Below are 25,968 nucleotides of genomic sequence, written 5' to 3'. Positions count from 1 at the left end.
ACTCTGGGCGGCTTACGTATCGCCATCTTGTCCGTGGGTTGGTTGCCCTGGTCGGAACCTCAGGGGAGCGACTCAGGGGCAACGCCCGTTGCTGTACACATCCGATCGAAGTGCTCGCTGTCGACGGCGCGCAGGAACTCAAGGCACCTACGTATCTGTCCATGAACGGCGCGAGCGTCGAGTACGTCGATGCTCTCGCTTCCCTCGCCGTGCGAGAAGCGATTGCAGAAATGATAAACATCGCGATAGGGCTCATCTTCCTGAGACTCTACCAGGACTTCGAGTTGTTGAAGGAAGTTGGTTCTGTGGGGCGCCTTGTAACTCGCGAAGATCTCAAGCAATCGACGAGCAGCATTCGGAAGAAGGAAGAGTCGTTCATGATTCGCAGAGTCCGCGATCCCGGCCATGAGCGTTGAGAATAGATAGGCGTACTCTGACGTGTTCTTAAGCAGAGCGTAAGGGAGACTACCGACACGGGATTGACGCGCGCCGGTTACCGATGCTGCGTACATCTCAAGGAAAGACACCTTGGGGAATCGGATCTCGTCGGCATCGGCAGCATTAACACGGCTACGCGATTTAAACCAAGCGGTCTTGTGAGATTTAATGAACAGTTGCAAGAGATTGAAGTCGTGGGTAAGTATGACGTACTGACCGAAGTTATCGAGCGTGTCGAAGAGCAGTTGGTGGGTCGCGAAGAGGGCCTCCCTGTCGAGCGAGCTGGACGGATCATCAATCACCACAATTCTCTGCGACCTGTCACTGTTGGCGACCTGCTCATCCTCGAGCTTGTGCAGGAAGTACAGCAACGACAAGGTCGTCCTCTCGCCGTGACTGAGGTGCTTACCAGGTTCGTCGCCACGACGACAGGCGTATGACTTGCCGTCTGACGTGACTGCGACTCTGAGGTGGCCCTTGCCGTAGACGCGGGCAAGATCACGGGTGAGAGCGTCGGCCTTCTCATTGTTGGTGAACTGCTTCCGACGCACATCGGCGAGCTGGTGTTCCGCAAGCTTCACGGCGGCCTTGGCACGGCTGCTGGCGGTTGCCAGGTCCTTCGCCTGTTGCTCGAGGCCCCGGAAGGGCTCGCTCTGCGATCCGACCAGGTGGTCGAGGACCGTCTGCGTACGCTCAGCGGTGATTTGCTCGTGTCGTCGGACCTGTTCGTTGTGCTGTGTGATCGCCTGCACCAGCCCTGAGATGGATGGAGTCGTGCTAAGCATCGACCACTCTGGGGCGTCAGGTGTAGCGCTGGGGTCGGCAATTTTTTCGTTGAGTGTTCTTTCAATTGACTTGAGCGTCTTAATGCGCTCGTCGACGGCGGCGTTGATTCGCTCAAATGCTTCTTCATAGACCGACCGCAGTTCGCTCGCCAAGTTCGTGGGGGCCGGCAGAGTGGTTTGCCAGTCAATGAGCGCCTGATTCTCGATCGCGACAGCCGCCAGTAGGGTCTTCGACCGGCTTCGAATCTGGAGCCAGCTCTCATCGAAATGAAGTGCCAGCTGGTCACGTCGATCTCTGCTGATCTCCCCGGCACAGAAGAAGCAGTGGTCGAGGCCCTCGTGTAGTGCAAGGCCCTCCTCGACCCAAGTCTGAGCTGCCGGGTTGCTTTCTAGTTCCCTGATCGCGACTCGGGTCGGTGTCTCGGAGAGCAGCTCGTTCAGAGCCACCAGCTGGTCGGCGACGTCCGCGGGTGCCGCTACAATCGCTGGCGCCGGTAACTGGGCCTGTTCGCCTAGCCGCTTCAGAGCCTCGGCGTGTGCGTTACTATCTGGGATTTCTCCCGTGTACTTGCGCAAGTCATCCTGGACTTTGGTTACAGAGTAGCGGCTCTTTGTAAAGTGCTTGTAGTCGAACTCTTGGAGTTCAGACACGATCCTGTCCTGGACGTCACGGGCTAAGGCTTTGAGCTTGTCGTCAGCGAGTTTCTGCTGCTCGTCCGCTTGCTCCGCCTGATTCTGCAGATTGCCGAGCTCTTCAACGAGCCGATTTTGCTCCTCCTTGGCGTCGATCGCTTCCTTGCCCAGAGTCACGATTGCCGCAGCGCTAGCGCCATCGAGGAACTCTGACAGATTTGCCTCGACCCACTTCCGCGTGAATACGGCTATAGGCGCCTTCGAATTCACACCGTCGGCGCTGATACTGGTGCGGCGCTTCTGGTCGTCCTCCCAGACCACGCCCTTAGCGTCGTCAGAGTCGGCCAGACTCAGGAGAAGCTCAGCGAATGTCGACTTGCCGCTGCCGTTGTGGCCGTACACGATCGTTCGGCGGCCCGCGGGAAGCTCATCGGGCCAGAATCCAGGCTCCAACGACCGCCAAGGCTTGTTCAGGTCTAGTCGACGAAGCATGGTCCGACGATAGACGCCATAGCTGACACTTCATCTCCTGGCTCGCTCGAATCCTCATGAGTGCTCTCGCTTGGCAGCGACGTACTGGGCATACACACTGGCGGAGCCGATGGCGTGGCGCTCGATGGTGGTCGGGTGGTAGCCGAGCGCGTCGGCGATGATCGGGACGGGTGCGAGTTTGGTCAGCTCATGGAGGGTGCCGAGCCGGGCCGCGCGGGTGCTGAAGATTGTCTTGAGCCTGTTGCGCAGGCTCGATCCGTGGATGTGCTGGCCGGGGGAGTTGCCGCGGAAAACCCAGGTGCTGTTGGGGTGGGCGGCGGTGAGGTAGTTGCCGGGCGCGGCGGCGAGCTGGCGTATGGGCTGGTCTAAGGGGGAGGGGAGGGCGAACTCGGTCGTTCCGAGCGTGATGGTGACGAGGTCGTTGGTCACGGCGACGTCGTCCCAGGTCAGTTCGACGACGTCTTCGATGTGCTGTCCGAAGACGAGGACCAAGATCGCGGCGGCCCGGTCACGCACTGTGAGCTCGTCGGTGTGGACCACGCGGTCGACGGCGGCATCCTGCTCGGGCTTGGACAGCTTCGGGCTGGTGCCGCGGCGATGGCGGGCGAGGGTGAGGTCGGAGTCGACGAGCCGGCTCTTGATGGCCCAAGGGATGAAGCGATCAACGAACCGTCGGGTGCTCGGTCCGTCGGACAGCCAGGCGTCGAGGTGTTCCTGCCGTAGCTGGTCGAGCGTGAGTCCGTGGTCGTGGAGCCAGTTGAGGAAGTCGATCGTCACGGTGACGGTCTGCTTCGATCTCAGGAACGTGCCTCGCGGCACCGTCTCCATCTGGTTCATGCGTCGCTGGATGTGCCAGCGGATATAGAGGCGCACGATGTCGTGGTGCTCGTCGCTGCTGAGACGCTCGAGGGCGCCGGTGGACCAGTGATGGTAGCGGACGGCGAGCTCGTCGCGTCGGGGCAGGGCGTCGTGCTCGACCAGCAGGCCGCGGATGTAGGTGCGGGTGCGGTCCGATCCTGGCAGGTCGTCGAGTTGGTCGTGGGTGATCGTCGGCGCCGCCGCGAGATCTTTGAGGAAGGTGGTGACGTGGGGCTGTCTGATCCAGGTCACTCCGCTGTTGGATCTCTTCATCGATTTCAGTGCTCGGGCTACTGGGCCCAGTTCGGCGGCCATCACGCCCGTGGTGGGATTGATGAGCAGCTGATCGACGAGCACTGCGAGTTCGCACGTCCAGCACTGGGTGCCGCGGTAGAGCTCGTCCTCGGCGCCGCAGGTGGTGCAGTCGATGTTGAGCGTGACGCCGGTGCATCGTCTGCAGGCTGGCTGGCCGTCGATGCGGCCGGGCAGGACGCCGTCGTGGCCGCAGGAGCAGGTGCCACGGGTTCGCTTGGCCTGTTGGTAGCAGTAGCGGCACACGCTGCCGTCGGGCCAGTGGGCCGCGATCTGGTGGTGCTCACCGCAGCGGGCGCAGGGGAGTGGCCATCGGGTTGGATCGCTTGGCGGTCGCGGCCTAGCCATTCTCGTCGTCCCTGATGATCCGCACGCGCCGCGCGATCGGGTCCCCTGGTCTCAGGCCGAGGTCCTCGGGCCGCTTGGGCGCGTCCGCTGTGCTCGCTGCGCGCATCTCGACGTAGGGCTCGAACAGGTCGTTGGGCTCGCAGTCGAGGATGTCGCACAGAGCGGCGAACGTGCGTGCCGGGATGCGCTCGGGTGTGCCGGTGACGAGTCGGTAGACCTGGCTCTCGGAGAGGTTGATGCCCCGCGACTTCAGCAGCGGCATGAGCTCGGTGCTCTTCCACAGGTTCCGCTGCGCCATGACGGTGCGCAGGTTCCACTTGTAGCCGATGCGGCGTTGCTCAGCCATCGGGGTTGGCCTCCTTCGGGCGTGCGATGCGGCGGGCGATCATCTTCTGGATCGTCTTCTGCTTGAAGTCGTCACCGACGGAGGTGTAGATGCTGGTGACCGAGGCGTAGGCGTGGCCGGCCTGGGTCTGCACGAACGCCGGGTCGTAGCCGGCCTCGATCAGGTGGGTGATGTAGGAGTGGCGTAGGCAATGCAGGCCGAGCTCCTTGGGCAGGCCGACCGCGTCGCGCGCAGCGGCGAAGGAGTCCCCAAGGCTGCCCAGCGTGATCCGGTCGGCTCGTTCGCTGGGCCACAGCGCGGCCGAACGGTCGGCGGTGGGGAACCGGTCGCGGACGCCGTCGTCGACCCAGAACCGCAGGAGGCCGACGACCCACTCGAACTCGGGAACCGTGAGGACGGTGCGGCGGCGAGGCCCAGATCCAGCGGTCCCTTTGGCCCACCGGATCATCACCGCGCCGTACTCACCGTAGGCAGGCACGTGCGGGTTCGGGCCGAAGTCGTGCAGGTCGAGCATCGTGACCTCGCGGCGACGAAGCCCGTAGGCGTAGCAGACCTTGAACGCGACGGAGTCGCGCAGCACCGGCAGCCAACGCTTGCTGCCGACGGCATGCTCGCGGTCGACGAGGTCGTCCATGTGGTCGAAGAGCATCTGGAGCTCCGCCTGCTTGAATGCGCGCCGTTGCGTGGGCACTGCGTCATCGGCGGTGTGACGGGGGGTGTTCCAGTCGAAGGCGATCTGCGCGGGTATCTCGCCGAAGGTCTGCTCGCAGAACTCGCGCCAGCCGTAAGTCGGTGCCGTCGTGTAGGCGCAGAACATCGCGATCGCGTTGCTGTCCGACCGTAGCGTCGTCAGGCTGATTGGCTTCTCGCCGGAGCGGCGCTCGGCCATGTAGTCGTCCAGGTCAACGGGCTGCCAGGTCCACGGGTACATCCCGGAGTACTCCTGGAACCGGCGCAGCACGCGGCAGCGGCCCTCGATGGTCTGCGTGGCCAGCCCGCGGGCCAGCATCTGCGCCTTCCAGCCCTCGAGCATCGCGTCGAACACGCGGTCCTCCGCGCGGAACAGCGCTACCTCGCCGTCGCGGAGCACCCGTGGGACGAAGCCCGGAACACCCTTCACGACGCCCCCAGATCCCGTGGAATCCTGCATCTAATGCATGGAACCTACGCCCACGAGCCCGAACGCCGCAAGGCCGGCCCACCACATTCCGAGGACCGGTGCCTGCAATATGGAGTTGACCTGCACGGACACCCAGCACGTCGCCGCACGGGAGTAGTCGCATCAGATGCAACTCCCGTTCCTTACGATCCGATAATGCACATTATGTCATTCTGTCGAGCGAGACGGTCCCCTCGCGCGACAGCCCGGAGGGGCGTCGGACGGTCGTTCGTCCCGTCGGTCGCCCCACGCAACATCCCCCTCCCCACGCCTCGGCACCGCAGCGGCGGAACTGCCTCGTGCGGGAGTGGCACGACATCCCCGCCCGCCAGCCGTCGCCACCCCCGGACACGACCGTGGCCGCGACCTCGGGCCAGACCCGGGATCGCAGCCACGGACCGGCCGGTGATCGGCTCATCGTCCGGCGTCGAGCACCTGGGTCGCCTGCCGGGCGATGTCGGCCGGCACCTCGACCGTGTACACCGAGGCCCGCGTGCCGCTGGTCGACCGGAAGCTGCGGCGACGGCCGACGAGTCCGTAGCCGGCGAGCCCGAAGATCAGCCCCCACACGGCGGCGAAGACGACCGATCCGAGCACGACCTCCGCCCAGACGGGCGACGGCAGGAAGATGCCGAGCAGAAGCCCGACGAGCAGGCCCAGCCAGGCGCCCCCGCCGAGTCCGTACAGGGCCGCCTTGCCGAACCTCATGTTGCCGGTGACGAGCTCGACCGACTTGAGGTCGTGCCCGACGATGCTGACGGTCGCGACGTCGACATCCTTGTCGGCGAGCAGGTCGACCGCCCGCTCGGCGCCGACGTAGCTGTCGTAGTGCCCGATGACGACCCGGTCGAGCACGGGCCCCTCGGTCGCAGGATTGGTTGTCGGCGTCGTGTCGGTCAATTCGCTCTCCCCTTCTCGCCGGACTGCTGCCATGATAGTTTGAGTGTACCAATCAAACTAGTCGATGTCGACCCGGAGCAACCGTGAACCCGACCAACCCCACCCAGGCCCTCGCGCTGGGCCGCACGATGTACCGCGCGTTCAGCTCCATCCAACGCTGGATGGATCGCGACCGGCGACGCCGGGACGCACCCGACCTCTCCCCCGTCGACGGCTGGCTGCTCCGCCGCATCGCCGACACCGGGCCGGTGCGGATGAGCGAGCTCGCCGCCTGGCAGGAGGTCGACCGCTCGACGATGACGGTGCAGATCGGCAGGCTCACGCGGCGCGACCTCGTCGCACGCACGCCGGACCCGGAGGACCGACGTGCCGTCGCGGTGAGCATCACCGCGGAGGGGCGCGTCCTGCTCGACGACTACGAGGACGAGGTCGGGGACGTCGCCGCGCGACTCCTCGCCGGCTGGTCGACCGCGGACGTCGACCGGCTGACAACCCTGCTCGGGCGCCTCGCGGACACGATCGACGACGACGCGGTGCCGCCGCCCACCGGTGCGACCGCCGGATCCACGACCAGCGACCGACCTTGACGCACGAGGGGCAGCGCCGACGCCGCTCCCCGGCCGCATCCCTCTCAGATCAGGCTGGCCACGAGCAGGGTCGCTGCGAACACGATCCCGGACATGATGAGCGTGCTCGTCGTGTACCCGAGGATGTCGCGCATCTTCAGGCCGGCGATCGCCAGCAGCGGGAGCGCCCAGAACGGCTGGATCATGCTCGTCCACTGGTCGCCGTAGGCCACGGCCATGATGGCGATCGAGGGATCGACGCCGAGGTCGCGCGCCGCCTCGAGGATGATGGGTGCCTGCACGGCGAACTGCCCGCCGCCCGACGGGACGAAGAAGTTGACCAGTCCGGCGGAGAGGAGGGCGAACAGCCCGAAGGTGTACTCGTTGGAGATCGAGACGAGCGCGTCCGAGAAGACGGCGATGAGCCCCGTTCCGGCCATCATCCCCATGATTCCTGCGTAGAGGGGGAACTGGAGCAGGATCTCGCCGACGTTCGCGGCGGCTCGCTTCGTCAGCGTGACGAGCTCGAACGGGTTGCGGACGAGCAACATGATGAGCGCGAGGAAGCTCCAGTTGACGATGTCGAGCGTCAGGCTGCCGCCGTCGATGAAGTGCAGGACGAGGTACGCCACGAGCATGAGGCCGACGAGCAGCGTGGGGATACGGGAGGCGTCGGCGCGGTCGGCGGGGGTCTCGACCGCGTCGTCGATCTCCACGTCCTTCTCGCGGGCGTCGATCTCGAGCACCTTGATCGCGCTCCCCCGCCTCGGCGCCACGAGGAACAGGCCGAGCGCAACGAGGGCGATCGTCGCCACCGCTCCGATCACGTTCCACGAGCTGAAGATCGTCTCGGAGATCGGGAGGGGCTCACCGAGCTGGTCGACCACGAACGAGTCGGGCGTGGCCGCGAGGAGCGGGCCGGACGCCGAGTACCCCATGTGCCACACCACGAAACCGGAGAAGGCAGCGGCTACGAGCATCGGGAAGTGCACGGGCACGTCCCGGCTCCGGAACTCGTAGGCGACCTGGCGGGCGAGCAGCGCGCCGGCGACCAGACCGAGGCCCCAGGTGATGAGCGAGGCGATCGCCGCCACCAGGAAGACGAACAGATAAGCCTGGATCGGGCTCCTCGGCACGCGTGCCAGGGCGCGGAGAAGGCGCATGACGGGGCGCGTGCTCGCCAGGATGTAGCCCAGCAGCAGGATGAGCGCCATCTGCGTCATGAACGCGAGCAGGCCGGAGAGCCCGTTCCCCCACTCGACGACGATCGTCCTCGGCCCGGCGTCCGTGAGGATCAGAGCCAGGATGACGACGACGAACGTCAGGACGATCGCGAACAGCGGGCCGAGGGTACGTAGCGCTCGACCAGGGTGTTGAGAGGGCGCATCAGCCGCCCGAGGACCGCCCCGCTGTCGGACGCGTCGCGGGACGGTGCCGGCGTGCTGCCTGTCGGGCGTCCATCGGGGCTGTCGGACATGCGTGCCTCCTCGCACGTATGGCGCCCGAGGCCGCGATCGTGCGGCTTCGGACGTGATCAGGACAGTGACAGACGCAACATAACCCACCGACAAAGATCCCGGACCGTTCTCGGGGAGCGACGCGTCCCGACCGAATGCGTCCGGGTGCGAGACCGGCCGCGCCCCATCGCGACACCGGATCTGCTCCGACGCTACGCAGCTTGCTGGAGCCCGTCGAGGAAAGCGACCGCGCGCTCGACGACGATCGCCGTCGCCCCCGGATCATGCTGCGGCACCGACGAGTCGGTGAACAGATGGGCACTGCCCGGATAGGTCCAGAGCTCACCGCGCCCGGGCCCGACGGCGGCGACGATCTCCCGTGCCGCGTCGATGTCGCCCTCATGGGCGAAGAACTCGTCGTCGTCCATGCCGTGGATCTGGGCGGGAACGCCGGCCGGCCACGGCCCGTCGGCCCACTCGCCGGAGACCGGCATCGCGCCCTCGAGAAACAGCGCGCCGCGGGCGTCTCCGCGCTGCTGGAGCAGTCGCTGAGCCACCATGACCCCGAGCGAGATCCCCGCGTACACGGGGCGCTCCACCTCGTCCACGGCGCGTGCCGCCCGCTGCAGGACCACGTCCTCGCCGATCTCGGTGAAGGCGGCGAACCCTTCCTCGATGCTGCCGAACGTCCGTCCGTCGAACAGGTCGGGAGTCACCACGGAGTGCCTTCCGCCGGCACTCAGCAGTTCGGCCAGCGCCCGCACCCCCTCGGTCAGCCCCTGCACGTGATGGAACAGCACGACGTCGACCATGACGATCCCCCTTCATCGCGCGCACCCGGTCGGCGCGCGTCCGCTCGGCACGGTACGGACCGGCCCCGACACCGGCGACTCCCCCGCGGATGTCCCGCCCGTCGGCGTCGCGCACGACGTGTCCCCGTCGTTCCGACCCCCGCATCCGTGACCGGCTCCCCCGGACATCGCACCCGCCGGCATCCGGTCGCGCACGACGCGCCCCCGCCGTCCGAATCTCATCCGTGAGGACGATTGATCAGGTCCATGGGCTGGTCCTACCGTTGTGAATTGCCAGGAAAACGCTTTCCGATGAAGGAGCGTGACGATGACGTCCATACGGCAGTTCTCCGACCGGCGACAGACACCCCGTGCCCGACGACGACGACGAACGGCGGTGACCGTCGCCGCCGGAGCCGCGATGTGCGCGACCCTCGTCGTCGCACCGGCCGCCCAGGCGGACGACCCCGTCGGGGACCCCCTGCTCAACCCGCTGCCCGACCCGACCCTGTCGAGCCTCGCGATCGAGGTCGAGGAGCTCGTGCAGCTCCCCGAGTCCTCCCCCACCCCGGAGCCCACCGACGAGCGCCTGGTCCGGCACAACCGGATCACCCACCTCGACGAGGCGCCCGACGACTCAGGGCGTCTCATGGTCGTCGACATGAACGAGAGCCTGTTCATGGTCGACCGGGAGTCCGGCGACTACGTCGACTACCTCAACGTCCGCGACCAGTTCGCCGACAACTTCCACAACCACGCCGGCCTCGGCACGGGATTCGGCTTCGCGGAGTTCCACCCGGACTTCGCCGAGAACGGCATCTTCTACACCGTGCACACCGAGGGTGGCACCGCCCTGACGGAGGACGAGCCGGACTTCCCGGAGTTCGAGGGCACGGCGTTCCACAGCGTCATCACCGAGTGGACCGCCGACGACCCCGCGGCCGAGACGTTCTCGGGCACGAGCCGCGAGATCATGCGCGTCCCGTTCGCCGGGCGCGTGCACACCGTCCAGCAGATCGCCTTCAACCCCACGGTGACCGAGGGCGACGCCGACTACGGGATGCTCTACATCCTCGTCGGCGACGGCGGGAACGGGGTCGACAACGGCAACCCGCAGGACCTCGCCACCCCGCACGGCACGATCATGCGGATCGACCCGCTCGGCGACGACAGCGCGAACGGCGAGTACGGCATCCCCGCCGACAACCCGTTCGTCGACGTCGAGGGTGCGCTCGGTGAGACCTACGCCATCGGGATGCGCGATCCCCACCGCATCAGCTGGGACACCGGCGGCGAGCACGCGCTCTACCTCGGTCACATCGGCGAGTGGCAGGTCGAGTCGATATACGAGGTCGAGGCGGGCGACAACTTCGGCTGGTCCGAGCGGGAGGGGCCGTTCCTCGCCCACGAGCGGCAGATCTATCCCCTGCCCGAGGACGACGCCGGCTACACCTACCCGGTGGCCGCGTACGACCACAACCGCGACCCGGGCCAGACCGGCGACGCCGGTGTGGCGGTCAACGGCGGGTTCGTCTACCGGGGTGAGATCCCGGAGCTGCAGGGCCGGTACCTCTTCACCGACCTCGTCCGCGGCTGGATCCTGTCCACGGACGCCGCCGCGATGCAGCGCAACGACGGCGACCCCGAGGACCTCACGCCGATCGAGGAGCTGCGGGTCGTCCACGAGGGCGTCGAGACCACGTTTGCCGAGCTCGTCGGGGACTCGCGGGTCGACCTCCGCTTCGGGTCGGACGCCTCCGGGGAGCTCTACCTGATCTCGAAGGCCGACGGCCGGGTGTGGCGCGTGACCGGCGCGCACGAGGTGCCGGACACGACCGTCCTGCCCGAGCTCGCCCGCAACGTCGTCAGCCACTACACGTTCGACCACCCGGTGGCCGACGCCCCGGCGTGGGAGGACGACCTCGGCCGCTCTGGCACCGACATCGAGCTCGTCAACGGCGGTGAGCTCATGCGCGTCGCCGACGAGGCCTATCCCGGCGCCGGCCGCGCGCTCCAGACCCAGCAGCTGAGCCCGGAGGAGGCGTCGAACGACGACTGGAAGGCCGGCATCTACGACCCCGAGGGCGTCGAGTCCCTGGGCGCCCTTGCCGACGCCGGACAGATCTCGATCATGGGCTGGTTCAAGCCGACGGGCGACCACCCGGTGCCGAACTCGGAGTCCACCGACCCGGACGACGTGTTCAACGCCATCGGTCTCGCCGGCGTCCTCTCGGGCGACTCCGACGGGCACGGCGTCCGTGCCCTGCTCGAGGTCATCGAGGTCGACGGCGAGCTACGGCTAGTCGCGCTCGGCCGCCGGGTCGACGGCGAAGGGTCGTGGACGTACGCGGCCACGATGCCGTGGGACGAGATCCTCGCCCGCAACGAGTGGGTGCACCTCGCCGCGACCTTCGACTACGAGGCCGGCGAGATGCGGCTCTACATGAACGGCGAGGAGCTCGAGGGCGAGTACACGGCGGACAACACGTGGGGCGAGGGGACGACCTCGGACACGAACCCCGCGGGCATCAAGATCGGCGGGAGCTTCCCGCAGAACGACCGGGAGCGAAACGCCTTCGACGGCCGCATGGACGACGTCGTCATCCTCGACACCGTGCCGACGCCCGAGCAGATGGCGGCGCAGTATGCGGCCTACGGGGTCCAGCCCGTCGACCCGCCGTCAGCGCCGGAGTGCTCGTTCGACACCGAGCGCACCGACCTCATGGCCGAGGAGAACTGGGCGCCGCGGACCCCGGAGAGCTGGGACTTCCCCGGCGACATGATCACGATGACCGAGCCGGGAACCAACCCGGACGACGGCATCCGCCGGCCGTTCGAGTACGCACTGCTCGCCTCGGGCGACCCGGTCGGCACGGTCCAGATCGAGGCGGAGGTCCGGCTCGACGCTCCCCCGTCGGTCAACAACCGCGACATAATCCTCGTGTTCGGGCACCAGTCGGACACGGAGTACTACTACGCGCACCTCTCGCAGGACAACGCGATCTACCCGCACAACGGGATCTTCCTCGTCGACGGCGCCGACCGCTTGCGGATCGACGACCAGTGGGACGAGGAGGCCTCCGTCGGTGCGCCGCCCGCGATCACCGACGACGCCTGGCACGACGTCCGGCTCGTCCACTGCGCCGATACCGGCGAGATCGCCGTCTGGGTGGACGGTCTCGAGCATCCGCTCATGACGGCGACCGACACGACGTTCGACTCCGGTCGGGTCGGGTTCGGTTCGTTCGACAACACGGGCAGCATGCGTGACCTCGTCGTCTCGACGCAGTCCGACGACGAGGAGCCGGAGGAGCCGGGTGAGCCTGTTCCCCCGACCCCGGGTCGTGGGTTCTACCTCAACGACGGCTGGGACGCCTGGGCGGACCACGAGTTCTCCTTCGGTCGCCCCGGCGACCAGGTGCTCGTGGGTGACTGGGACGGCAACGGCAGCGACACGCTCGCGGTCCGCCGTGGGAACGCCTATTTCCTGTCCAGCTCCCTCTACGGGGGCAGCGCGGACGTGGAGCTGACGTTCGGCCGCTCCGGGGACACGGTCCTCGTGGGTGACTGGGACGGTGACGGCGTGGACTCCTTCGCCGTGCGTCGGGGCAACTCGTACTTCCTCACCAACGAGCTCGTCGGTGGGGACGCGGAGACCGAGCTGGACTACGGCCGCGCGAACGACCAGGTCCTGGTCGGTGACTACGACGGCAACGGGTCTGACACGTTCGCGGTGCGTCGTGGGGCCCGGTACTTCGTGTCCAACTCGCTCAGCTCGGGCTGGGCGGACGCGGAGTTCGACTACGGCCGCGCGGGCGACCAGGTGCTCGTGGGTGACTGGGACGGGGACGGGAGCGACACGTTCGCCTCGCGTCGCGGGAACCTGTACCTGATGTCGAACACCCTCACCGGTGGTTGGGCGGACCGCGAGGTCCGCTACGGCCGCTCGGGCGACGAGGTGTTCGTCGGCGACTGGAACGGCGACGGCGCGGACACCCTCGGCATCCGCCGCTGACCCCATCGGCGAGTGAGGGGATCCGTCCACCAGTCGGTGAGCGGATCCCCGCACTCGTGACCGGATCCCCGCACTCATGCTGATCGACGAGTGAGCGGTTGTCGGTTCGACCAGTGAGCGGGCCCCGCATCCTGATGGGTGCGGGGCCCGCTTCGTCGTCGACGGGGGTGATGGTGAGGCGGAAAGCTGCTCACTCGCCAAGGGCTCCCCGCACTCGTCAGGAGAAGTCCCCGCACTCGCCGCGAGGAACTCGCGCTTTGTGCGGGACGACCCCGACGGTGTGACCTACCGTGGAGGGGACGCGTCCTGCGCCGCGGGCGGACCGACACGAGGAGGACCCACATGTGGCCGTTCAGCCGCCGATCGGGCGACGACCGGCGCAGCGCCACGTCCGGGCAGCAGGGCCGGCCCGGCCGACCTGCCAGACCTGCCCGATCTGCCCGACCCGGGCACGAGTCGCGCAGCTCTCCCGCGTCGACCGGCCCCTCGCCCGTGGACCTGCCCGACGACGCCCCGCTGACCAGACAGCTCGCCGCCCTGACCGGGCTGGGCCTGCACCTGCGCGACGGGGTCGACGTCGACGAGCTTCGGCGTCGGGTCCCGTCGACGGGACCTACCCCGCTCCCCCTCCAGCTCCTTCTCCTCGGCGCGGGGCGCTCCCTGGAGCGGCCGGTGCGCGAGCTCGTCGTCGGCGACGCCCACCTCCCAGCGGGTGCCACTGACGACGACGCCGCGGCGTCGGTCCGCCGCACGCTTGCCAGCGCCGAGGAAGCTCTCGGGGCGACGGGACACGTCGGCGAGGTCGAGGCCACCCTCGACGGCGACCAGGGTTCGGTGACGGTCGCGCTCGGTGGCACGCCGCTCACCGTCCCGCTCGAGGGCAGCGAGCTCGCGCCGGTGCTCGACGCGCTCCTCGCCCAGCTCGTGCCGCCGCGCCTGGTCGCCGTCCCGCTCCTCCGGTCGACGCCGGACGACGCCGGAGCGGGCGACCGGGACGACGACAGCTCCGGCCCGACCTCGGGGCCCGGATCCAGCTCGGGCTCCGGAGCCGGCCACGGATCGGACTACCGGCGCCTGCTCGTCCCCAAGGAGCACGCGCGCGAGGCACGAGCCATCGCCGTCCGGCTGTCACGGGCCCCGGCGCTCGACCTGGCGACGAGCGATGCCGCGCGGGGTGCCACGTCGGACGCCTCGGCGGACGACTCGGCGGCAGGGACCACACCCAGCACGCTCGACGGTCTCGGACCGACCACCACGCCCGACGGCGACATCCCCGGCGCCACCGCGAGCTCCGACCCCGAGGCAGGTCGAGACGTGCGCCGACGGGTGAGTGCCCTGGTCGAGGCGGGCCTGCGGCTCGACCCGAGGCTGAGCGTCGATCAGGTGGCGGACGCCGTCGTCCCCGTGGCCGACCCTGCCGACTGGGACCCGTTCCTCGACGCCGTCGTCCACCACCCGGTCCGCGGTGACATCCCGGTCTGGTCGAACGTGTTCCGATTCCCGCCGGAGGACACGATGGCGGACTCCTCGGAGGACTGGATCGCGGTGGTCGGGGAGATCGCCCGCACCGCCGGCACCTGGGACCGGCTGACCGACGCTCAGGTCGTGTACGAGGCGTCCGGGGAGATTCCCGCCGGCATCGACCTCACGCTGAAGGGCCGTCGGACCCGGGTCGAGGCGGACGTGTGGGGCGCCCTGCTCGACCTCGTCGCCGTCGCCCGTCTCTGCGAGGCGCTCACCCCGCCGGACCGCGCCACCGTGCACCTCCCGAACCACGCCGCCTGGGTCCAGCCGCACCGGGCGGAGGCTCTCTCCCGGCTCGTCGGCGACTACTGACGCCGGCTCCGTCGGATCGGGCCGGGGTGTTCGCTCGGTGCACGAGCATCCATCTGTCCAGTACGCGAGCACCGACCCCGCACCACGCGGCGGCCCACTCAGCGCGCGAGCTCCCACCCGCACCACGCGGCCGCCACGCCGCCGACGAGCATGCCGAGGCAGACCACCGCGCCCGTGACCGGACGGCGCGCGGAAAGCATGCGCACGATGTCGACGCTCGCCGTGCTGAACGTGGTGAACCCGCCGAGGAAGCCTGTGCCGGCGACTGTCGTCAGCTCCGGCGACCACCCGCTTCCTCCGCCGGAACCGCCCGCTCCGACGCCGACGACGACGCCGAGCAGCAACGACCCGATGAGGTTGACGACAACGGTCCCGACGGGGACGGACGGGCGTAGCGCGGTGGTGAGCGCGCCGTCGAGCATGAACCGCGACCCGGCCCCCAGCCCGCCGGCCACCGAGACGAGCAGCCAGGTCAGCGGGCTCATGCCGCTCCCCCAGAGGTCGCCGGTCTCATGCCGCTCCCCCAGAGGTCGCTGGGCTCATGCGGCTCCCCCGCAGGCACCGCGCCGCCGTGCCCGTACGGCCCGGAACGCCCCGGCGTGGGCGAGGTACGCGGCGAGGACACCGAGGGCGACCGACCCGAGCGCGTAGAACAGGGCCGCCACGCCGCGACCGGCCTGCGCCAGCTGGACCGTCTGGAGGGACAGCGCAGAGTAGGTCGTGAATCCGCCCAGCAGTCCGGTCCCCACGAGGAGCCGCGCGCGCCTCGCCGGTCCGGCCGGGACCGTGGTGAGCAGGGCGAGCAGCGCCCCGAGGATCGCGGCGCCGACGACGTTGACTGCACCGGTCGCCCACGGCATCTCACCGGGAGCGCCGCCGAGCACCGCGTCGATGCCGGCGCGGGCCGCCGTGCCGAGCGTGCCGCCCAGCACCACGAGCGCGACGAGGCCGGGCTGCAGGTGCTCGGGGCGTGGGCGGACGGGTCCTGTGCCGGTCGGGGACGACGACGCAGGAGGCACCGGACGAGGATAGACCTGGGAACCATCGACCCCGCACCCCGGCATCGTTCGGTCGGGCTCACGGGCGGTCCCGACCCCCGCGCACACTCACGGCTCCACTCGCCGGCGCGAGCCACGAGCCACGAGCCACGAGCCACGAGCCACGAGCCACGAGCCACCCGACCACAGGTCCCGCCGGACGCTCGGCGTGCCCCCGCGGCCGTGCCGCTAGCCTCGAGGCATGCGCCTCGGGGTCGACCTCGGAACCACCCGCACGATCGTCGCCGCAGCCGACCGGGGCAACTACCCGGTTGTCTCCTTCGTGGACCAGAACGGCGACTGGCACGACCACGTCCCGTCGGTCAGCGCGTACGTCGACGGGAGTCTCGTCCACGGGTTCGCGGCCGAGGAGGCGCACCGCGCGGGCGCCCCTCTGCTGCGGTCCGTCAAGCGCGTGCTCGCCCGGCCTGACGTCAGCGCCCGCTCCGAGGTTCGCGTCGGCCGGCGCACCGTCCCGATCCTCGACGTCCTCACCTCGTTCCTCGACGCGCTGCGCACCGAGATCCGCACCCGCTCGTCCGTCGCCGACCCTGACCTCGATGACGCGCTCGGCGTCGCCGTCGGCGTCCCCGCCCACGCGCACACCGCCCAGCGCTACCTCACTCTGGAGGCGTTCCGGCTGGCGGGCTTCGACGTCGTGGCCGTGCTCAACGAGCCGTCCGCCGCCGGGTTCGAGTACACGCACCGGCAGACCCGCACCATCTCCAGCCGGCGCACCCGGGTCCTCGTGTACGACCTCGGCGGGGGCACCTTCGACGCCTCGCTGGTCAGCGTGGACGGGACGAGCCACGACGTGCTCGCCTCGGCCGGTCTCAACGACGTCGGCGGGGACGACGTCGACGTCGTGCTCGCCCAGCTCGCCGCGCGCGCCGCGGGGACCGACGCCGCCGAGCTCGAGGGACGCTCCACCGATGCCGCGGACGACCTCCTCGAGCAGGCACGCGTCGCGAAGGAGGCGGTGCACCCGCAGTCGCGCCGCCTCGCTCTCGACGTCGAGGGTCGCCCCGTCTCCGTCACGGTCGACGACCTCTACGCGGCGGCGGCCCCGCTCGTCGAACGCACGGTCGCTGCGATGGCCCCGCTGCTCGGGGGCGACGACGAGTCGGCACCCGGTCTCGCGGACGTCGCCGGCATCTACCTCGTCGGCGGCGCCACGTCGCTCCCCCTCGTGCCACGGCTGTTGCGGCGCCACTACGGACGGCGTGTGCACCGCTCCCCGTACCCGTCGGCGTCGACGGCGATCGGGCTCGCCGTCGCGGCGGACCCCGACTCGGGGTACTCGCTCACCGACCGGCTCTCCCGTGGCTTCGGCGTCTTCCGGGAGGCCGACCACGGGCGCGGCACGCTGCTCGACCCCGTGCTCGCGCCGGACGACGTCCTGCCCTCGGGTGGCGGCGTCGTGGCACGCCGGACCTACCGGGCCGCCCACGACATCGGGTTCTTCCGGTTCGTCGAGTACTCCGCGATCGACGACGACGGGCACCCCCGCGGCGACATCGTGCCGTTCGCCGAGGTGCGCGTGCCGTACTCGGCGGAGCTGTTCGACGTCGGGGACCTTGCCGCCCGACCGGTCCGGCGGATCGACGACGGGCCGACGGTGACGGAGGAGTACCGCGTCGACGCGCACGGGCTCGTCGAGGTGGAGATCACCCGCGAGGACTCGGGGCACCGGACGGCCTACCGGCTCGGTGAGCTCACGGGCTGACCGAGCGGTCGTTGCGCCCCGTGACCGCGCGGTGGGGGTGGTCGGACGTCTGGGGCTGCTACTGGTCGGTGTAGGTCACCGACGCGCTGCCGGCCCGCTCCTGCCACATCGTCAGCACGACGAGGGTCGGCTCGCTCGCGGAGATGTCGATGTAGGAGTCCAGGCTCGACATCTGGTCGGCGATGTCCGCGGGCGCGAGGGACCGCCCGTCGTCGTTGTAGAGCGCCTCACCGGTACCGGCCGGGAAGGCGACGAGCTGCGGGTCGGAACCCTCCTGCAGCAGGGTGTGGACCGACCCGGAGGAGGACGCGGGCTCGGTGGCCATGAGGACGACGTCGTTCGCCGCCACGGTCGCATCGACCGGCGCGCCGTTCGAGAGCGTGCCCTGGAGCCCGGAGCGGAACTGGAACGGGACCTCGGCGTCCCTCCCGAGCCAGTCGGTGACCTCGATCGTGTAGGTCCCCGGCTCGAGCACGAGACCGACGGCGGCGTCGAGACCGGAGTCGCCGCCGAGGGGTGCGAGGTCGCGCGAGGCGGACCCGACATCGTCGACCTCCACCGAGACACCTTCGCCCGAGACCGCGATCTGCGGGTCGGCCTCGCCGTACGCGGCGAGCGCGAGGAAGCCGGTCCGCTCGGTGACCGTGATGGTTCCCGTCCACGCGCCGTCGGCCGGCACGGTGACGGTGCCGGACTCGGGCACCTCGGCGCCGGACGAGTCGGTGAGCGTGAGAGCGTCCGCGGGCGCGGGCCCAGGTGCGGGCTGCGACGAGCCGCCGCCCCCGCCACCGCCGGCGGACGGATCGTCGTCGCCGGACAAGAAGATGAAGTAGGCGCCGACGCCGAGCACCGCGACGATCGCGAGGACGAGGCCACCCGCCAGGAGCGGCGACAGGCCCGATCGCTTGGCGCCCGACCCGTACCCCCCACCTCCCTGCGGTGGGCCTCCGTAACCACCGGCCTGGGGCGACCCGCCGAAGCCCGGGGCCTGGGGCGGGAAGCCGCCCGCACTCTCGGGAGATCCGGCCCACGGCTGGCCGGGACCCTGGGGGTACGCCGCGGTCCCGCCGGAGGCGTAGGAGCCCGCGCCGGTCGCGGCGTAGCCGCCGTACCCGTCACCGAACGGTGCGGTGTTCCCGGAGGCGGCGACCGGTCCGGTCGACGACGGGGAGCCCGCGCCCGGCAGTCCGTAGAAGCCCGGGCCGGTCTGACCTGCCCAGCCGGCCTCGGCCGAGGAGCCCGCGGACCAGCCGCTGACGGAGCCGGGGGTGCCGCCCGTCGGCTGGCCCGGCGCGCCGTATCCCGGCGCGCCGTAACCCGGCGCCGAGGGCGCGGACGGGGGCATCTGCCCGTAGCCGGGCGCCGAGGCGGCCGACGGCGGCATCTGCCCGTAGCCGGGCGCCGAGGCGGCCGACGGCGGCATCTGCCCGTAGCCGGGCGCCGAGGCGGCCGACGGGGGCATCTGCCCGTAGCCGGGCGCCGAGGGCGCGGACGGCGGCATCTGCCCGTACCCCGGCGCGGAGGGCGCCGACGGTGGGACGCCCTGGTCGGCGGCCGGTGTGTCCTGAGCGGGCGGGACGGACCCGAAGGCCTGACCGGACCGCAGGACCGAGGACGGGGCGACCGTGTGGTCGACCGGCGGTGTCGGATCCTCGTCGCCGTGCACGTCGTACTCGGAGTCCTCGGCGTCGTACTGCTCGTCGGTCCAGGTCACGCCGTCCCAGAAGCGGATCTTGCCGTCCTCCCAGGGGTCCGAGTACCAACCTGCCTCGACGGTGCTCAACGATTCCTCCGGGTACGAGCAAGAGACGACGCGGCCTCCCGCGACGTCCGGACTCGTCGAGGGTAGCCACGACCGGCGCGTTCCCCCGGCATTCCGGGCGGGTAGACCGCCCCACGGCGGTGAGACTCACACACGGGCGGCGCGGTGGGCTACTCGATCGTGACCTGGGCGACCATGTCGCCGCCCAGGCCGGCGTAGGTGGTGACGATGAGGACGTACTCCCCCGCCCCGCCGGACACGGTGAGGGCCGAGTCGAGCCAGTTCGGGAGATCCTCACCGGTGTAGCCCGACGAGCTGTCCCAGTCGTCGTTGCGCCGGACGTCGCCGTCGGGCTCGACCACGAGCAGCATCGGGTCCGTGCTGTCTCCCACGAGGGTGGCGGTCAGCTCCTGCCCCTCCTCGAGCGTGACGGCGTAGAGCACCGCGTCGCCGGCCTCCACCGAGACGTCGACCTCGTCGCCGTTGCCGAGCGAGGTCCCGTCGCCCGAGGCGACACCGAGCTCGAACGCCGCCGGGTCGCCGTCCTCGGTCGTCACCACCATCTCGTAGTCGCCGGGCTCGAGGACGAACGCCCCGCTGGGATCGGACGTCGACGGATACCCGCTGAAGTCGAGGAACGTGATGGGCTCGGTCGAGTCGGTCAGCTCGTGGCTCACGCCGTTGCCCTCGATCGTGACGACGAGGTCGGCCATGTCCGGCGAGTAGGCGGCCACGACCACCGGGGTCCGCTCGGTGATCCGGAGCGTGGACGTGTAGAGCCCGTCCTGGGGGAACGCCCCGTCCAGGGATGCACCGAGGTCGTTGCCCGCGGTGTCGACGACGTAGGCGAGCCCGGAGACGTCCCCGTCACCCCCGGCCGAGCCCTCGGTGCCCGGGGGCGGCGGGGTGGTCGGGGCGGGCGTGGTCGGTCCAGGGGTGCTCGGACCGGGCGTCGACGGTCCCGTGGCCACGGACGGACTGTCGGACTCGGGTGACGCCGTATCGTCGCCGTCCATGATCCGCGAGATCCCGAAGACGGCGAGCGCGAGGACGACGACCGCGACGACCGCCACGACGGCGATGAGCGGTCCTCTGCTGCCGCCCGAGCCGCCCGGCGGGTAGCCGGCGTACGCGCGACCGGAGTGGCCGGGTCCACCGGGGCCGACCGGACCGCCTGCGCCGGCCGGACCACCGGGCCCTGTGTAACCGCTCGGACCACCAGGTCCGATCGGTGCGCCGTAACCTCCTGGGCCCGCCGGACCGCCGGGGGGTCCGTGTCCCGCCTGCCCGGGCCGGCCGTACCCGGACTGTCCGGCGTGGGCCGAGTGACCGAAGCTTCCGGAGGGCGTGAGCCCGGCGTACGGGTCGGTGGTCGGCTCACCGGGCGCGTTCGGCGCGCCCCCTGCGGGCGGCTGCTGCCACATCGGTGCCCGGGGGTCCGCCGCCTGCCCGCCGTACGGGTCGACGCCGCCGGAGCGATAGGCGCCCGCACCGACTGCGGCGTACCCGTCGTAGCCGCCGTCCGGCTCCTGGACCGCGTAGGTGCCCGTCGTCGTCTCGACCGGCTCGTCGTCGACCTGGCTCGCGCCCCAGCTGCCGGAGACGACGTGCTCGCCGGTGGGGACGGGGCTGGAGGATCCGGGGTAGCTCGTCCCGTCGTCGCCGCCGTAGCCCAGCTCGCCGGACGCGGTGTATCGCGGCGTCGTCGTGGCGCCCGGTGGCCGCTCGGAACGGCCGGGAGCCGGCCGACGCACCGTGTCGCCGAGCTCCTCGTGCGCAGGGTCTTCCGACCCGCGTGCCCCACGTGGGTCGCCGTCCGCCGAGAGCCCTCCCGAACGCGTCTCCATCCTGCCGTCCCGGCCGCGCTCAGCGCGGCTCGATGTGCACGACGGCGTCGGTCGCGTCGCCCCAGAACGTGCTGGCGACGATGACGCTGTCACCCACCGGGACCGACTCGATGTCCACGGACGCGTCCAGCGGGTTCCTAGGCTCGTGCTCCGGGGGCGCGTCGTCGTTCTCATGGACGAACAGCTCGGGGTCGACGACGTGGATCATCGTGTCCTCGTCGCCGTGGACGCCCGCCCGCAGCGGGGTCTCCGCGCCCACGTGGAGGATGAAGACCGACGGACGACCGTCCTCGATCGTCACGGGCGTGTCGGACGGGACACCGACGACGAGCGTGCCGGAGTGCGCCTCCATGATGATCTGCGACGGGTCGCCGCCGTACTCGTCGATCGTGATCTGGTAGTCACCAGGGTCGAGGACGCGGGCGTCTGCCGGGTCGAGATGCTCCTGGCGGAAACCGAAGACGGGCATGAGGGACTGCGAGTCGTCGAGCGTCTCGTCGACACCCTCGCCCGTGATCTGGAAGCGGAGGTCCTCTCCGTCCGGAGAGTGCCCGCCGATGATGACGGCGGCGCGCTCGTCGACGCGGAGCGTGACGGTGGCGGCCCCGTCGGCGTCGATCGCCGACTCGAAGCGGGTACCGAGCCCCTCGCCGTCAGGGTCGACGAAGACGGCTGCTCCGCTCTCGTCGTTGCCGACGAACTCACCGGGCGCGACCGAGGGCTCCTCGGTCGTCGGCTCCTCGGTGGTGGGCTCCTCGGTGGTGGGCTCCTCGGTCGTGGGCTCCTCGGTGGTGGGCTCCTCCGTGGTCGGGGCCTCGCTGCTCGCCGGCTCCGTCGTCGGCCCCGGGGTGCTCGGCTGGGCGTCGGAGGGAGGCGCGGTGGTCTCGGACGCGGTGTCGTCCTCGCCCGCGACGGCGTCCCACACGAAGTACCCGCCGACGCCGACGATCGCGACGCCGAGGATCGCGAGCAGGGCGATGAGCGCCGGGCTGCGCCGGTTGCCGTCGGACCCACCGTTCGCCGGGCCACCCGGTCCACCAGGTTCGCCGGGGCCACCCGGGCCGTAGCCGCCGGGCCCACCCAGGCCACCAGGCGCTCCGGCCCCGTACCCTGCGGCCGCCTGCTGGCCGCCGTACGCACCCGCCGGTCCGTATCCGGGAGCAGCACCGGGCGAGCCCGCCGTCGGACTACCCGCGCCGTACCCGGCGCCCGCCTGCTGACCGCCGTACGCACCCGCCGGTCCGTATCCGGCAGCGGCACCGGGCGAGCCCGCCGTCGGACTACCCGCGCCGTACCCGGCGCCCGCCTGCTGACCGCCGTACGCACCCGCCGGTCCGTATCCGGCAGCGGCACCGGGCGAACCGGCCGTCGGACTGCCGGCCCCGTACCCGGCGCCCGCCTGCTGGCCACCGAAGGCGCCCGCCTGTGCGTGTCCGTCCGGTACGCCGGCCTCGCCTCCGCCCTGAGCGGGAAGTACGCCGGTCGCGGCCTCGGAGCCGGAGGGCACGGACCCGTCGTCGGGTCGCGCACCTCGCCCGGCCGACTGCTCGGTCCAGATGGAACCGTCCCAGTACCTGATCCTGGCTTCGTCGTGGGGGTCGGTGTACCACCCGGGGGCAACGCTCATGAAGGGCACTGTAGTGGTGCAATGATCACGTTTCGGTCACTCCCGGGGATGCCGTCCGGGGAGGTCTCCCCCGCCGTCGGTCCTGGTCCACGAACCGTGCCCCGCGCGTCCGGTCGTCCGGGGAACGGGTTCCGCCCTGCGGGTCACCTGCTCAGCAGACGAGTCGGAGAGGAGTCAGCCGACCTGCCGGGCACGGGCCGCGCGACGCCGCGCGAGCTCGTCCGGCGCGTCCTCGGCCTCCGCGCGCTCGGTCGGCAGCTCGGCGAGGCTTCCCTCGACCTCGCGCCACACGCGACTCACGGCAATCCCGAAGACTCCCTGCCCACCCTGAACGAGGTCGATCACCTCGTCGTCGGAGGTGCACTCGTAGACCGACGCACCGTCGGACATGAGCGTGATGCCCGCGAGGTCCTCGACGCCGCGCTCCTTGAGGTGCCCGATCGCCACGCGGATCTGCGGGAGGGAGACGCCCGAGTCGAGGAGGCGCTTGACCACCTTGAGCACGAGGATGTCCCGGAAGCTGTACAGCCGCTGGCTGCCCGAGCCCTGCGCCCCACGCACCGACGGCTCGACGAGCCCCGTCCGCGCCCAGTAGTCGAGCTGCCGGTAGGTGATGCCGGCCGCGCGGGAGGCGGTCGGGCCGCGGTAGCCCGTGTCCTGGTCGATGTCCGGGAGGGTCTCACCGAACAACATGCCCTGGGCAAGCTGCGGTCCGCGCGCGTGCGCGCCGGTGGCTTCCGTGGGGCTCACGGTGGGCTCCGTTTCTCGTGGCGGGACCGGGGCGGGGTCCCGGTGACACCGTCACGCTAGGACGCGGGCCGACCCGGGTCAACGACGCCTGTCGGCGGGTCGCACACCAGTTTAGCGTCGGCGTCGGATGTGACTGCTGTGACTGGTGGTGTGTCGACGTCGTGCATGTCGTCGACATCGCGGTCGCCGCCCAGGTGCTCCCTCACCGGCCAGGGGCACGTCCATCCGTCCGGGGAGCGCCCACCCGGTCGGGGGTGGGCCCACCCGGTCAACGGCACGTCCGTCCGGTCGGGCGCGCGCCCACACGTCGGACGGGTCGGCGCTCAGGCGGACGGATCGGGCGCGCCGAAGTCGTCGGGCCCCAGCCCCTCGAGCTCGCGGCGCAGCTCGGCGACCGCGTCCTCGATCGCGGCGCCGTCGGTCCCCCGACCCACCTTGTCGCGACCACCGATGCCCGACGCCGTACCCGCACCGGCACCGGGGCCGACCTGGACGGCACCCAGGTCGGGCAGGAGCTCCGGCACGCACCTGATGGGAGCACCCGCGCGCAGCGCGAGCGCGACGCCGTCGGAGGGACGGCAGTCGATCGTCTCGCCCGTCGACAGCACGAGCTCGGCGTAGAACACGCCGTCGAGCTGGGCCGTGATGACGACCGCGACGACCTCCGAACCGAGCGTGCGGATCGCCGAGAGCATGAGGTCGTGCGTGAGGGGGCGCGGCGGCACGAGCCCCGCCTGGACCGATGCGATGGCCGCACCCTCACGGGCCCCGACGACGATGGGGAGCACCCGGCCGCTCGACGGATCCTTGAGCAGGAGCACCACGCGGGCACCGTCGAGCGTCACCTCGACGCCCTGGACCTCCATCTCGTGCACGTGCCGAGCCTATTGGACCGGGACCCGCAGTATCGGGTTCCCGTCGGACTGCACGTCCGCGGGGCGTCAGAGCTCGGAGATCGCTCTCCTGAGCAGCTCGGTGTGCAGCTGCGCGTAGAGCTCACCCATCTCGCGGGCACGCGCGTTCGCCCGTTCGAGGTCGGCCCCGGACCGTCCCGCCCGCAGCGGCGCCAGTGCCGCGGCGATCGTCCCGGCCTCACGCTCGGCCGCCTGCCGGACCGTGCGCAGGTGACGGGGGTCGACCCCGAGCCTGCCGAGCGCGGCCGCCGCGACGACGACCGGCACCGCGGCGCCGGGGTGCCGGCCCCGCGCGTCCACCGGGACGAGGCCCGCCTCCGCGAGGCCCTCGACGTCGGCCACGCTCGCCCCCGTCGCGTCCGCCAGCTCCGTCGAGGTCAGCCGCGAGGTGGCGGCGGGCGCGACGACCTGCCCGTCGCGGGCGACGATCCGTGCGAGGACGGGGTCCTGGACACCGCGACCGGCGTCCAGGTCGTCGAGCTGGTCGCGGATCACGCGCAGCGGAAGGAACGCGTCCCGCTGCGCGGCAAGCGCGAACCGGAGCCGCTCGACGTCGGCGCGGGAGTACTTGCGGTAGCCCGACGGAGCGCGGTGCGGCCGGACGAGGTCCTGCTCCTCGAGGTAGCGCAGCTTCGACAGCGTCATCGCGGGGAACTCGTCCTGGAGGATCGCCACGACCTGCCCGATCGCCATGACCGGGGTCCGGCTCACGCCCGGGGGCCACGACTCCCCCGCCGAGCCGGTCGTCCCGGAGCCCGCGCCGTCGGCACCGGTCGCCCCGTCCGGGCGGGCGGGGTCGTCGGAGAGGTCCGCCGGCTCGAACCGGGAGGAGCGGGATCGCGCGGCGCTCACGCCTCGCGGGCCTCCTCGCCGCGGACCTGGCTCGGGTGGTACGTCAGCCGGTACTTGCCGACCTGCACCTCGTCGCCCGCGCGCAGCCGCACCGCGTCGATCCGGGTCCGGTTGACGTAGGTGCCGTTGAGCGAGCCGATGTCGCGGACGTCGAACCCGCCGTCACGACTGAGGAACTCGCAGTGGTGCCGGGACACGGTGACGTCGTCGAGGAAGATGTCCGACCGCGGGTGACGCCCGACCGTCGTGCTGGCGGCGTCGAGCAGGAACCGCGCGCCGGAGTTCGGGCCGTGCTGGACGATCATCAGGGCGCTGCCGGCGGGGAGTGCAGCGACCGCCTTGGACTCCTCGGGCGACAGGCCGGGGAGCGAGTGGCTGCTCGCCTGCTCGTCGATGACGCCGAACCGCGCGGTGGAGTCGGCGCTCGCGCCGTCCTCCTCCGTGCGCAGCCTGGGGTCGTCCCACGGCTCGGGTGCGGGAGGCGGAGGGGTAGACATCGCGGTGCCTCCTTCGGCGG

Annotated in this window: 19 protein-coding genes and 1 pseudogene; 4 read left to right on the top strand and 16 right to left on the bottom strand. The window is 70.7% G+C overall.

The genetic code is table 11. From position 1 onward, the window contains the following. Positions 1-59: 59 nt before the first annotated feature. The 5 genes from AC24FB_RS15070 to AC24FB_RS15050 all read right to left on the bottom strand — a co-directional run bounded on the left by AC24FB_RS15070 (position 60) and on the right by AC24FB_RS15050 (position 6,271). Entirely contained in the window at positions 60-2,348 is a 2,289-nt protein-coding gene (locus AC24FB_RS15070; protein WP_425713451.1) for an AAA family ATPase, read from the bottom strand. Positions 2,349-2,402: 54 nt separating this feature from the next. Then, a complete protein-coding gene (locus tag AC24FB_RS15065; RefSeq protein WP_487560390.1) occupies positions 2,403-3,866 on the bottom strand; it encodes a Fis family transcriptional regulator in 1,464 nt (487 codons plus the stop codon). Further along, positions 3,859-4,212 (bottom strand): helix-turn-helix domain-containing protein, encoded by a 354-nt coding sequence (locus AC24FB_RS15060; RefSeq protein ID WP_425713449.1) that lies wholly within the window; start codon positions 4,210-4,212, stop codon positions 3,859-3,861. Before AC24FB_RS15060 ends, AC24FB_RS15065 begins: the two co-directional genes overlap by 8 nt. Next, on the bottom strand, positions 4,205-5,362 hold the full coding sequence (locus AC24FB_RS15055) for a tyrosine-type recombinase/integrase (RefSeq protein WP_487560387.1): 1,158 nt from the start codon (positions 5,360-5,362) through the stop codon (positions 4,205-4,207). The genes AC24FB_RS15060 and AC24FB_RS15055 overlap by 8 nt, the downstream gene beginning before the upstream one ends. A gap of 423 nt (positions 5,363-5,785) precedes the next feature. Continuing rightward, on the bottom strand, positions 5,786-6,271 hold the full coding sequence (locus AC24FB_RS15050; protein ID WP_425713447.1) for a general stress protein: 486 nt from the start codon (positions 6,269-6,271) through the stop codon (positions 5,786-5,788). Positions 6,272-6,354: 83 nt separating this feature from the next. Between AC24FB_RS15050 and AC24FB_RS15045 the strand changes: the two genes are divergently transcribed. Further along, positions 6,355-6,858, top strand: a complete 504-nt coding sequence (locus AC24FB_RS15045) for a MarR family winged helix-turn-helix transcriptional regulator (RefSeq protein WP_425713446.1) — start codon at positions 6,355-6,357, stop codon at positions 6,856-6,858. Positions 6,859-6,902: 44 nt separating this feature from the next. On the opposite strand, the pseudogene AC24FB_RS15040 reads toward AC24FB_RS15045, so the two are convergent. After that, a pseudogene (locus tag AC24FB_RS15040) lies at positions 6,903-8,224 on the bottom strand (short-chain fatty acid transporter). A 282-nt stretch (positions 8,225-8,506) separates the two neighbouring features. Further along, entirely contained in the window at positions 8,507-9,106 is a 600-nt protein-coding gene (locus tag AC24FB_RS15035) for a dienelactone hydrolase family protein (RefSeq protein ID WP_425713445.1), read from the bottom strand. Positions 9,107-9,413: 307 nt separating this feature from the next. On the opposite strand from AC24FB_RS15035, the gene AC24FB_RS15030 reads away from it, so the two are divergent. Both AC24FB_RS15030 and AC24FB_RS15025 read left to right on the top strand, forming a co-directional pair. After that, the gene (locus tag AC24FB_RS15030; RefSeq protein WP_425713444.1) at positions 9,414-13,100 is read left to right on the top strand and encodes a PQQ-dependent sugar dehydrogenase; all 3,687 of its coding nucleotides are present in this window, start codon (positions 9,414-9,416) and stop codon (positions 13,098-13,100) included. Between the two features lie 342 nt (positions 13,101-13,442). Next, a complete protein-coding gene (locus tag AC24FB_RS15025; protein ID WP_425713443.1) occupies positions 13,443-14,936 on the top strand; it encodes a hypothetical protein in 1,494 nt (497 codons plus the stop codon). Positions 14,937-15,034: 98 nt separating this feature from the next. On the opposite strand, the gene AC24FB_RS15020 is transcribed toward AC24FB_RS15025, so the two are convergent. Next, complete coding sequence (locus AC24FB_RS15020) at positions 15,035-15,421, bottom strand: fluoride efflux transporter FluC (RefSeq protein ID WP_425713442.1); 387 nt, start codon at positions 15,419-15,421, stop codon at positions 15,035-15,037. A 54-nt stretch (positions 15,422-15,475) separates the two neighbouring features. Next, positions 15,476-15,955, bottom strand: a complete 480-nt coding sequence (locus AC24FB_RS15015) for a fluoride efflux transporter FluC (protein ID WP_425713441.1) — start codon at positions 15,953-15,955, stop codon at positions 15,476-15,478. A 220-nt stretch (positions 15,956-16,175) separates the two neighbouring features. On the opposite strand from AC24FB_RS15015, the gene AC24FB_RS15010 reads away from it, so the two are divergent. Further along, a complete protein-coding gene (locus tag AC24FB_RS15010) occupies positions 16,176-17,699 on the top strand; it encodes an Hsp70 family protein (RefSeq protein WP_425713440.1) in 1,524 nt (507 codons plus the stop codon). Between the two features lie 58 nt (positions 17,700-17,757). Here AC24FB_RS15010 and AC24FB_RS15005 read toward each other — a convergent pair whose 3' ends face one another. From AC24FB_RS15005 to AC24FB_RS14975, 7 genes are all read right to left on the bottom strand, one after another. Beyond that, positions 17,758-19,482, bottom strand: coding sequence for a DUF2510 domain-containing protein (locus tag AC24FB_RS15005; RefSeq protein WP_425713439.1), 1,725 nt, complete (start codon positions 19,480-19,482; stop codon positions 17,758-17,760). Between the two features lie 149 nt (positions 19,483-19,631). After that, positions 19,632-21,308 (bottom strand): hypothetical protein, encoded by a 1,677-nt coding sequence (locus tag AC24FB_RS15000; RefSeq protein WP_425713438.1) that lies wholly within the window; start codon positions 21,306-21,308, stop codon positions 19,632-19,634. A gap of 19 nt (positions 21,309-21,327) precedes the next feature. Then, on the bottom strand, positions 21,328-22,935 hold the full coding sequence (locus tag AC24FB_RS14995) for a DUF2510 domain-containing protein (RefSeq protein ID WP_425713437.1): 1,608 nt from the start codon (positions 22,933-22,935) through the stop codon (positions 21,328-21,330). A 174-nt stretch (positions 22,936-23,109) separates the two neighbouring features. After that, on the bottom strand, positions 23,110-23,628 hold the full coding sequence (locus AC24FB_RS14990; RefSeq protein WP_425713500.1) for a MerR family transcriptional regulator: 519 nt from the start codon (positions 23,626-23,628) through the stop codon (positions 23,110-23,112). Positions 23,629-24,008: 380 nt separating this feature from the next. Next, the gene (locus tag AC24FB_RS14985; protein ID WP_425713499.1) at positions 24,009-24,551 is read right to left on the bottom strand and encodes a bifunctional nuclease family protein; all 543 of its coding nucleotides are present in this window, start codon (positions 24,549-24,551) and stop codon (positions 24,009-24,011) included. A 75-nt stretch (positions 24,552-24,626) separates the two neighbouring features. After that, entirely contained in the window at positions 24,627-25,451 is an 825-nt protein-coding gene (ftsR, locus tag AC24FB_RS14980; RefSeq protein ID WP_425713436.1) for a transcriptional regulator FtsR, read from the bottom strand. Continuing rightward, complete coding sequence (locus tag AC24FB_RS14975; RefSeq protein ID WP_425713435.1) at positions 25,448-25,948, bottom strand: FHA domain-containing protein; 501 nt, start codon at positions 25,946-25,948, stop codon at positions 25,448-25,450. The genes ftsR and AC24FB_RS14975 overlap by 4 nt, the downstream gene beginning before the upstream one ends. Positions 25,949-25,968 lie beyond the last annotated feature (20 nt).

This window comes from Georgenia sp. Z1344 (assembly GCF_057652375.1).
The sequence above is the reverse complement of the archived record's forward strand: the minus strand, read 5'-3'. Positions and strand labels throughout refer to the sequence as shown.

Coding starts and splice junctions, on each gene's coding strand:
- AC24FB_RS14990 (WP_425713500.1), bottom strand. CDS start 23,628: ATGTTGTTCGGTGAGACCCTCCCGGACATCGACCAGGACACGGGCTAC.
- AC24FB_RS14995 (WP_425713437.1), bottom strand. CDS start 22,935: ATGAGCGTTGCCCCCGGGTGGTACACCGACCCCCACGACGAAGCCAGG.
- AC24FB_RS15025 (WP_425713443.1), top strand. CDS start 13,443: ATGTGGCCGTTCAGCCGCCGATCGGGCGACGACCGGCGCAGCGCCACG.
- AC24FB_RS15030 (WP_425713444.1), top strand. CDS start 9,414: ATGACGTCCATACGGCAGTTCTCCGACCGGCGACAGACACCCCGTGCC.
- AC24FB_RS15010 (WP_425713440.1), top strand. CDS start 16,176: ATGCGCCTCGGGGTCGACCTCGGAACCACCCGCACGATCGTCGCCGCA.
- AC24FB_RS15060 (WP_425713449.1), bottom strand. CDS start 4,212: ATGGCTGAGCAACGCCGCATCGGCTACAAGTGGAACCTGCGCACCGTC.
- AC24FB_RS15035 (WP_425713445.1), bottom strand. CDS start 9,106: ATGGTCGACGTCGTGCTGTTCCATCACGTGCAGGGGCTGACCGAGGGG.
- AC24FB_RS15055 (WP_487560387.1), bottom strand. CDS start 5,362: ATGCAGGATTCCACGGGATCTGGGGGCGTCGTGAAGGGTGTTCCGGGC.
- AC24FB_RS14975 (WP_425713435.1), bottom strand. CDS start 25,948: ATGTCTACCCCTCCGCCTCCCGCACCCGAGCCGTGGGACGACCCCAGG.
- AC24FB_RS15065 (WP_487560390.1), bottom strand. CDS start 3,866: ATGGCTAGGCCGCGACCGCCAAGCGATCCAACCCGATGGCCACTCCCC.
- AC24FB_RS15020 (WP_425713442.1), bottom strand. CDS start 15,421: ATGAGCCCGCTGACCTGGCTGCTCGTCTCGGTGGCCGGCGGGCTGGGG.
- AC24FB_RS14985 (WP_425713499.1), bottom strand. CDS start 24,551: ATGGAGGTCCAGGGCGTCGAGGTGACGCTCGACGGTGCCCGCGTGGTG.
- AC24FB_RS15070 (WP_425713451.1), bottom strand. CDS start 2,348: ATGCTTCGTCGACTAGACCTGAACAAGCCTTGGCGGTCGTTGGAGCCT.
- AC24FB_RS15000 (WP_425713438.1), bottom strand. CDS start 21,308: ATGGAGACGCGTTCGGGAGGGCTCTCGGCGGACGGCGACCCACGTGGG.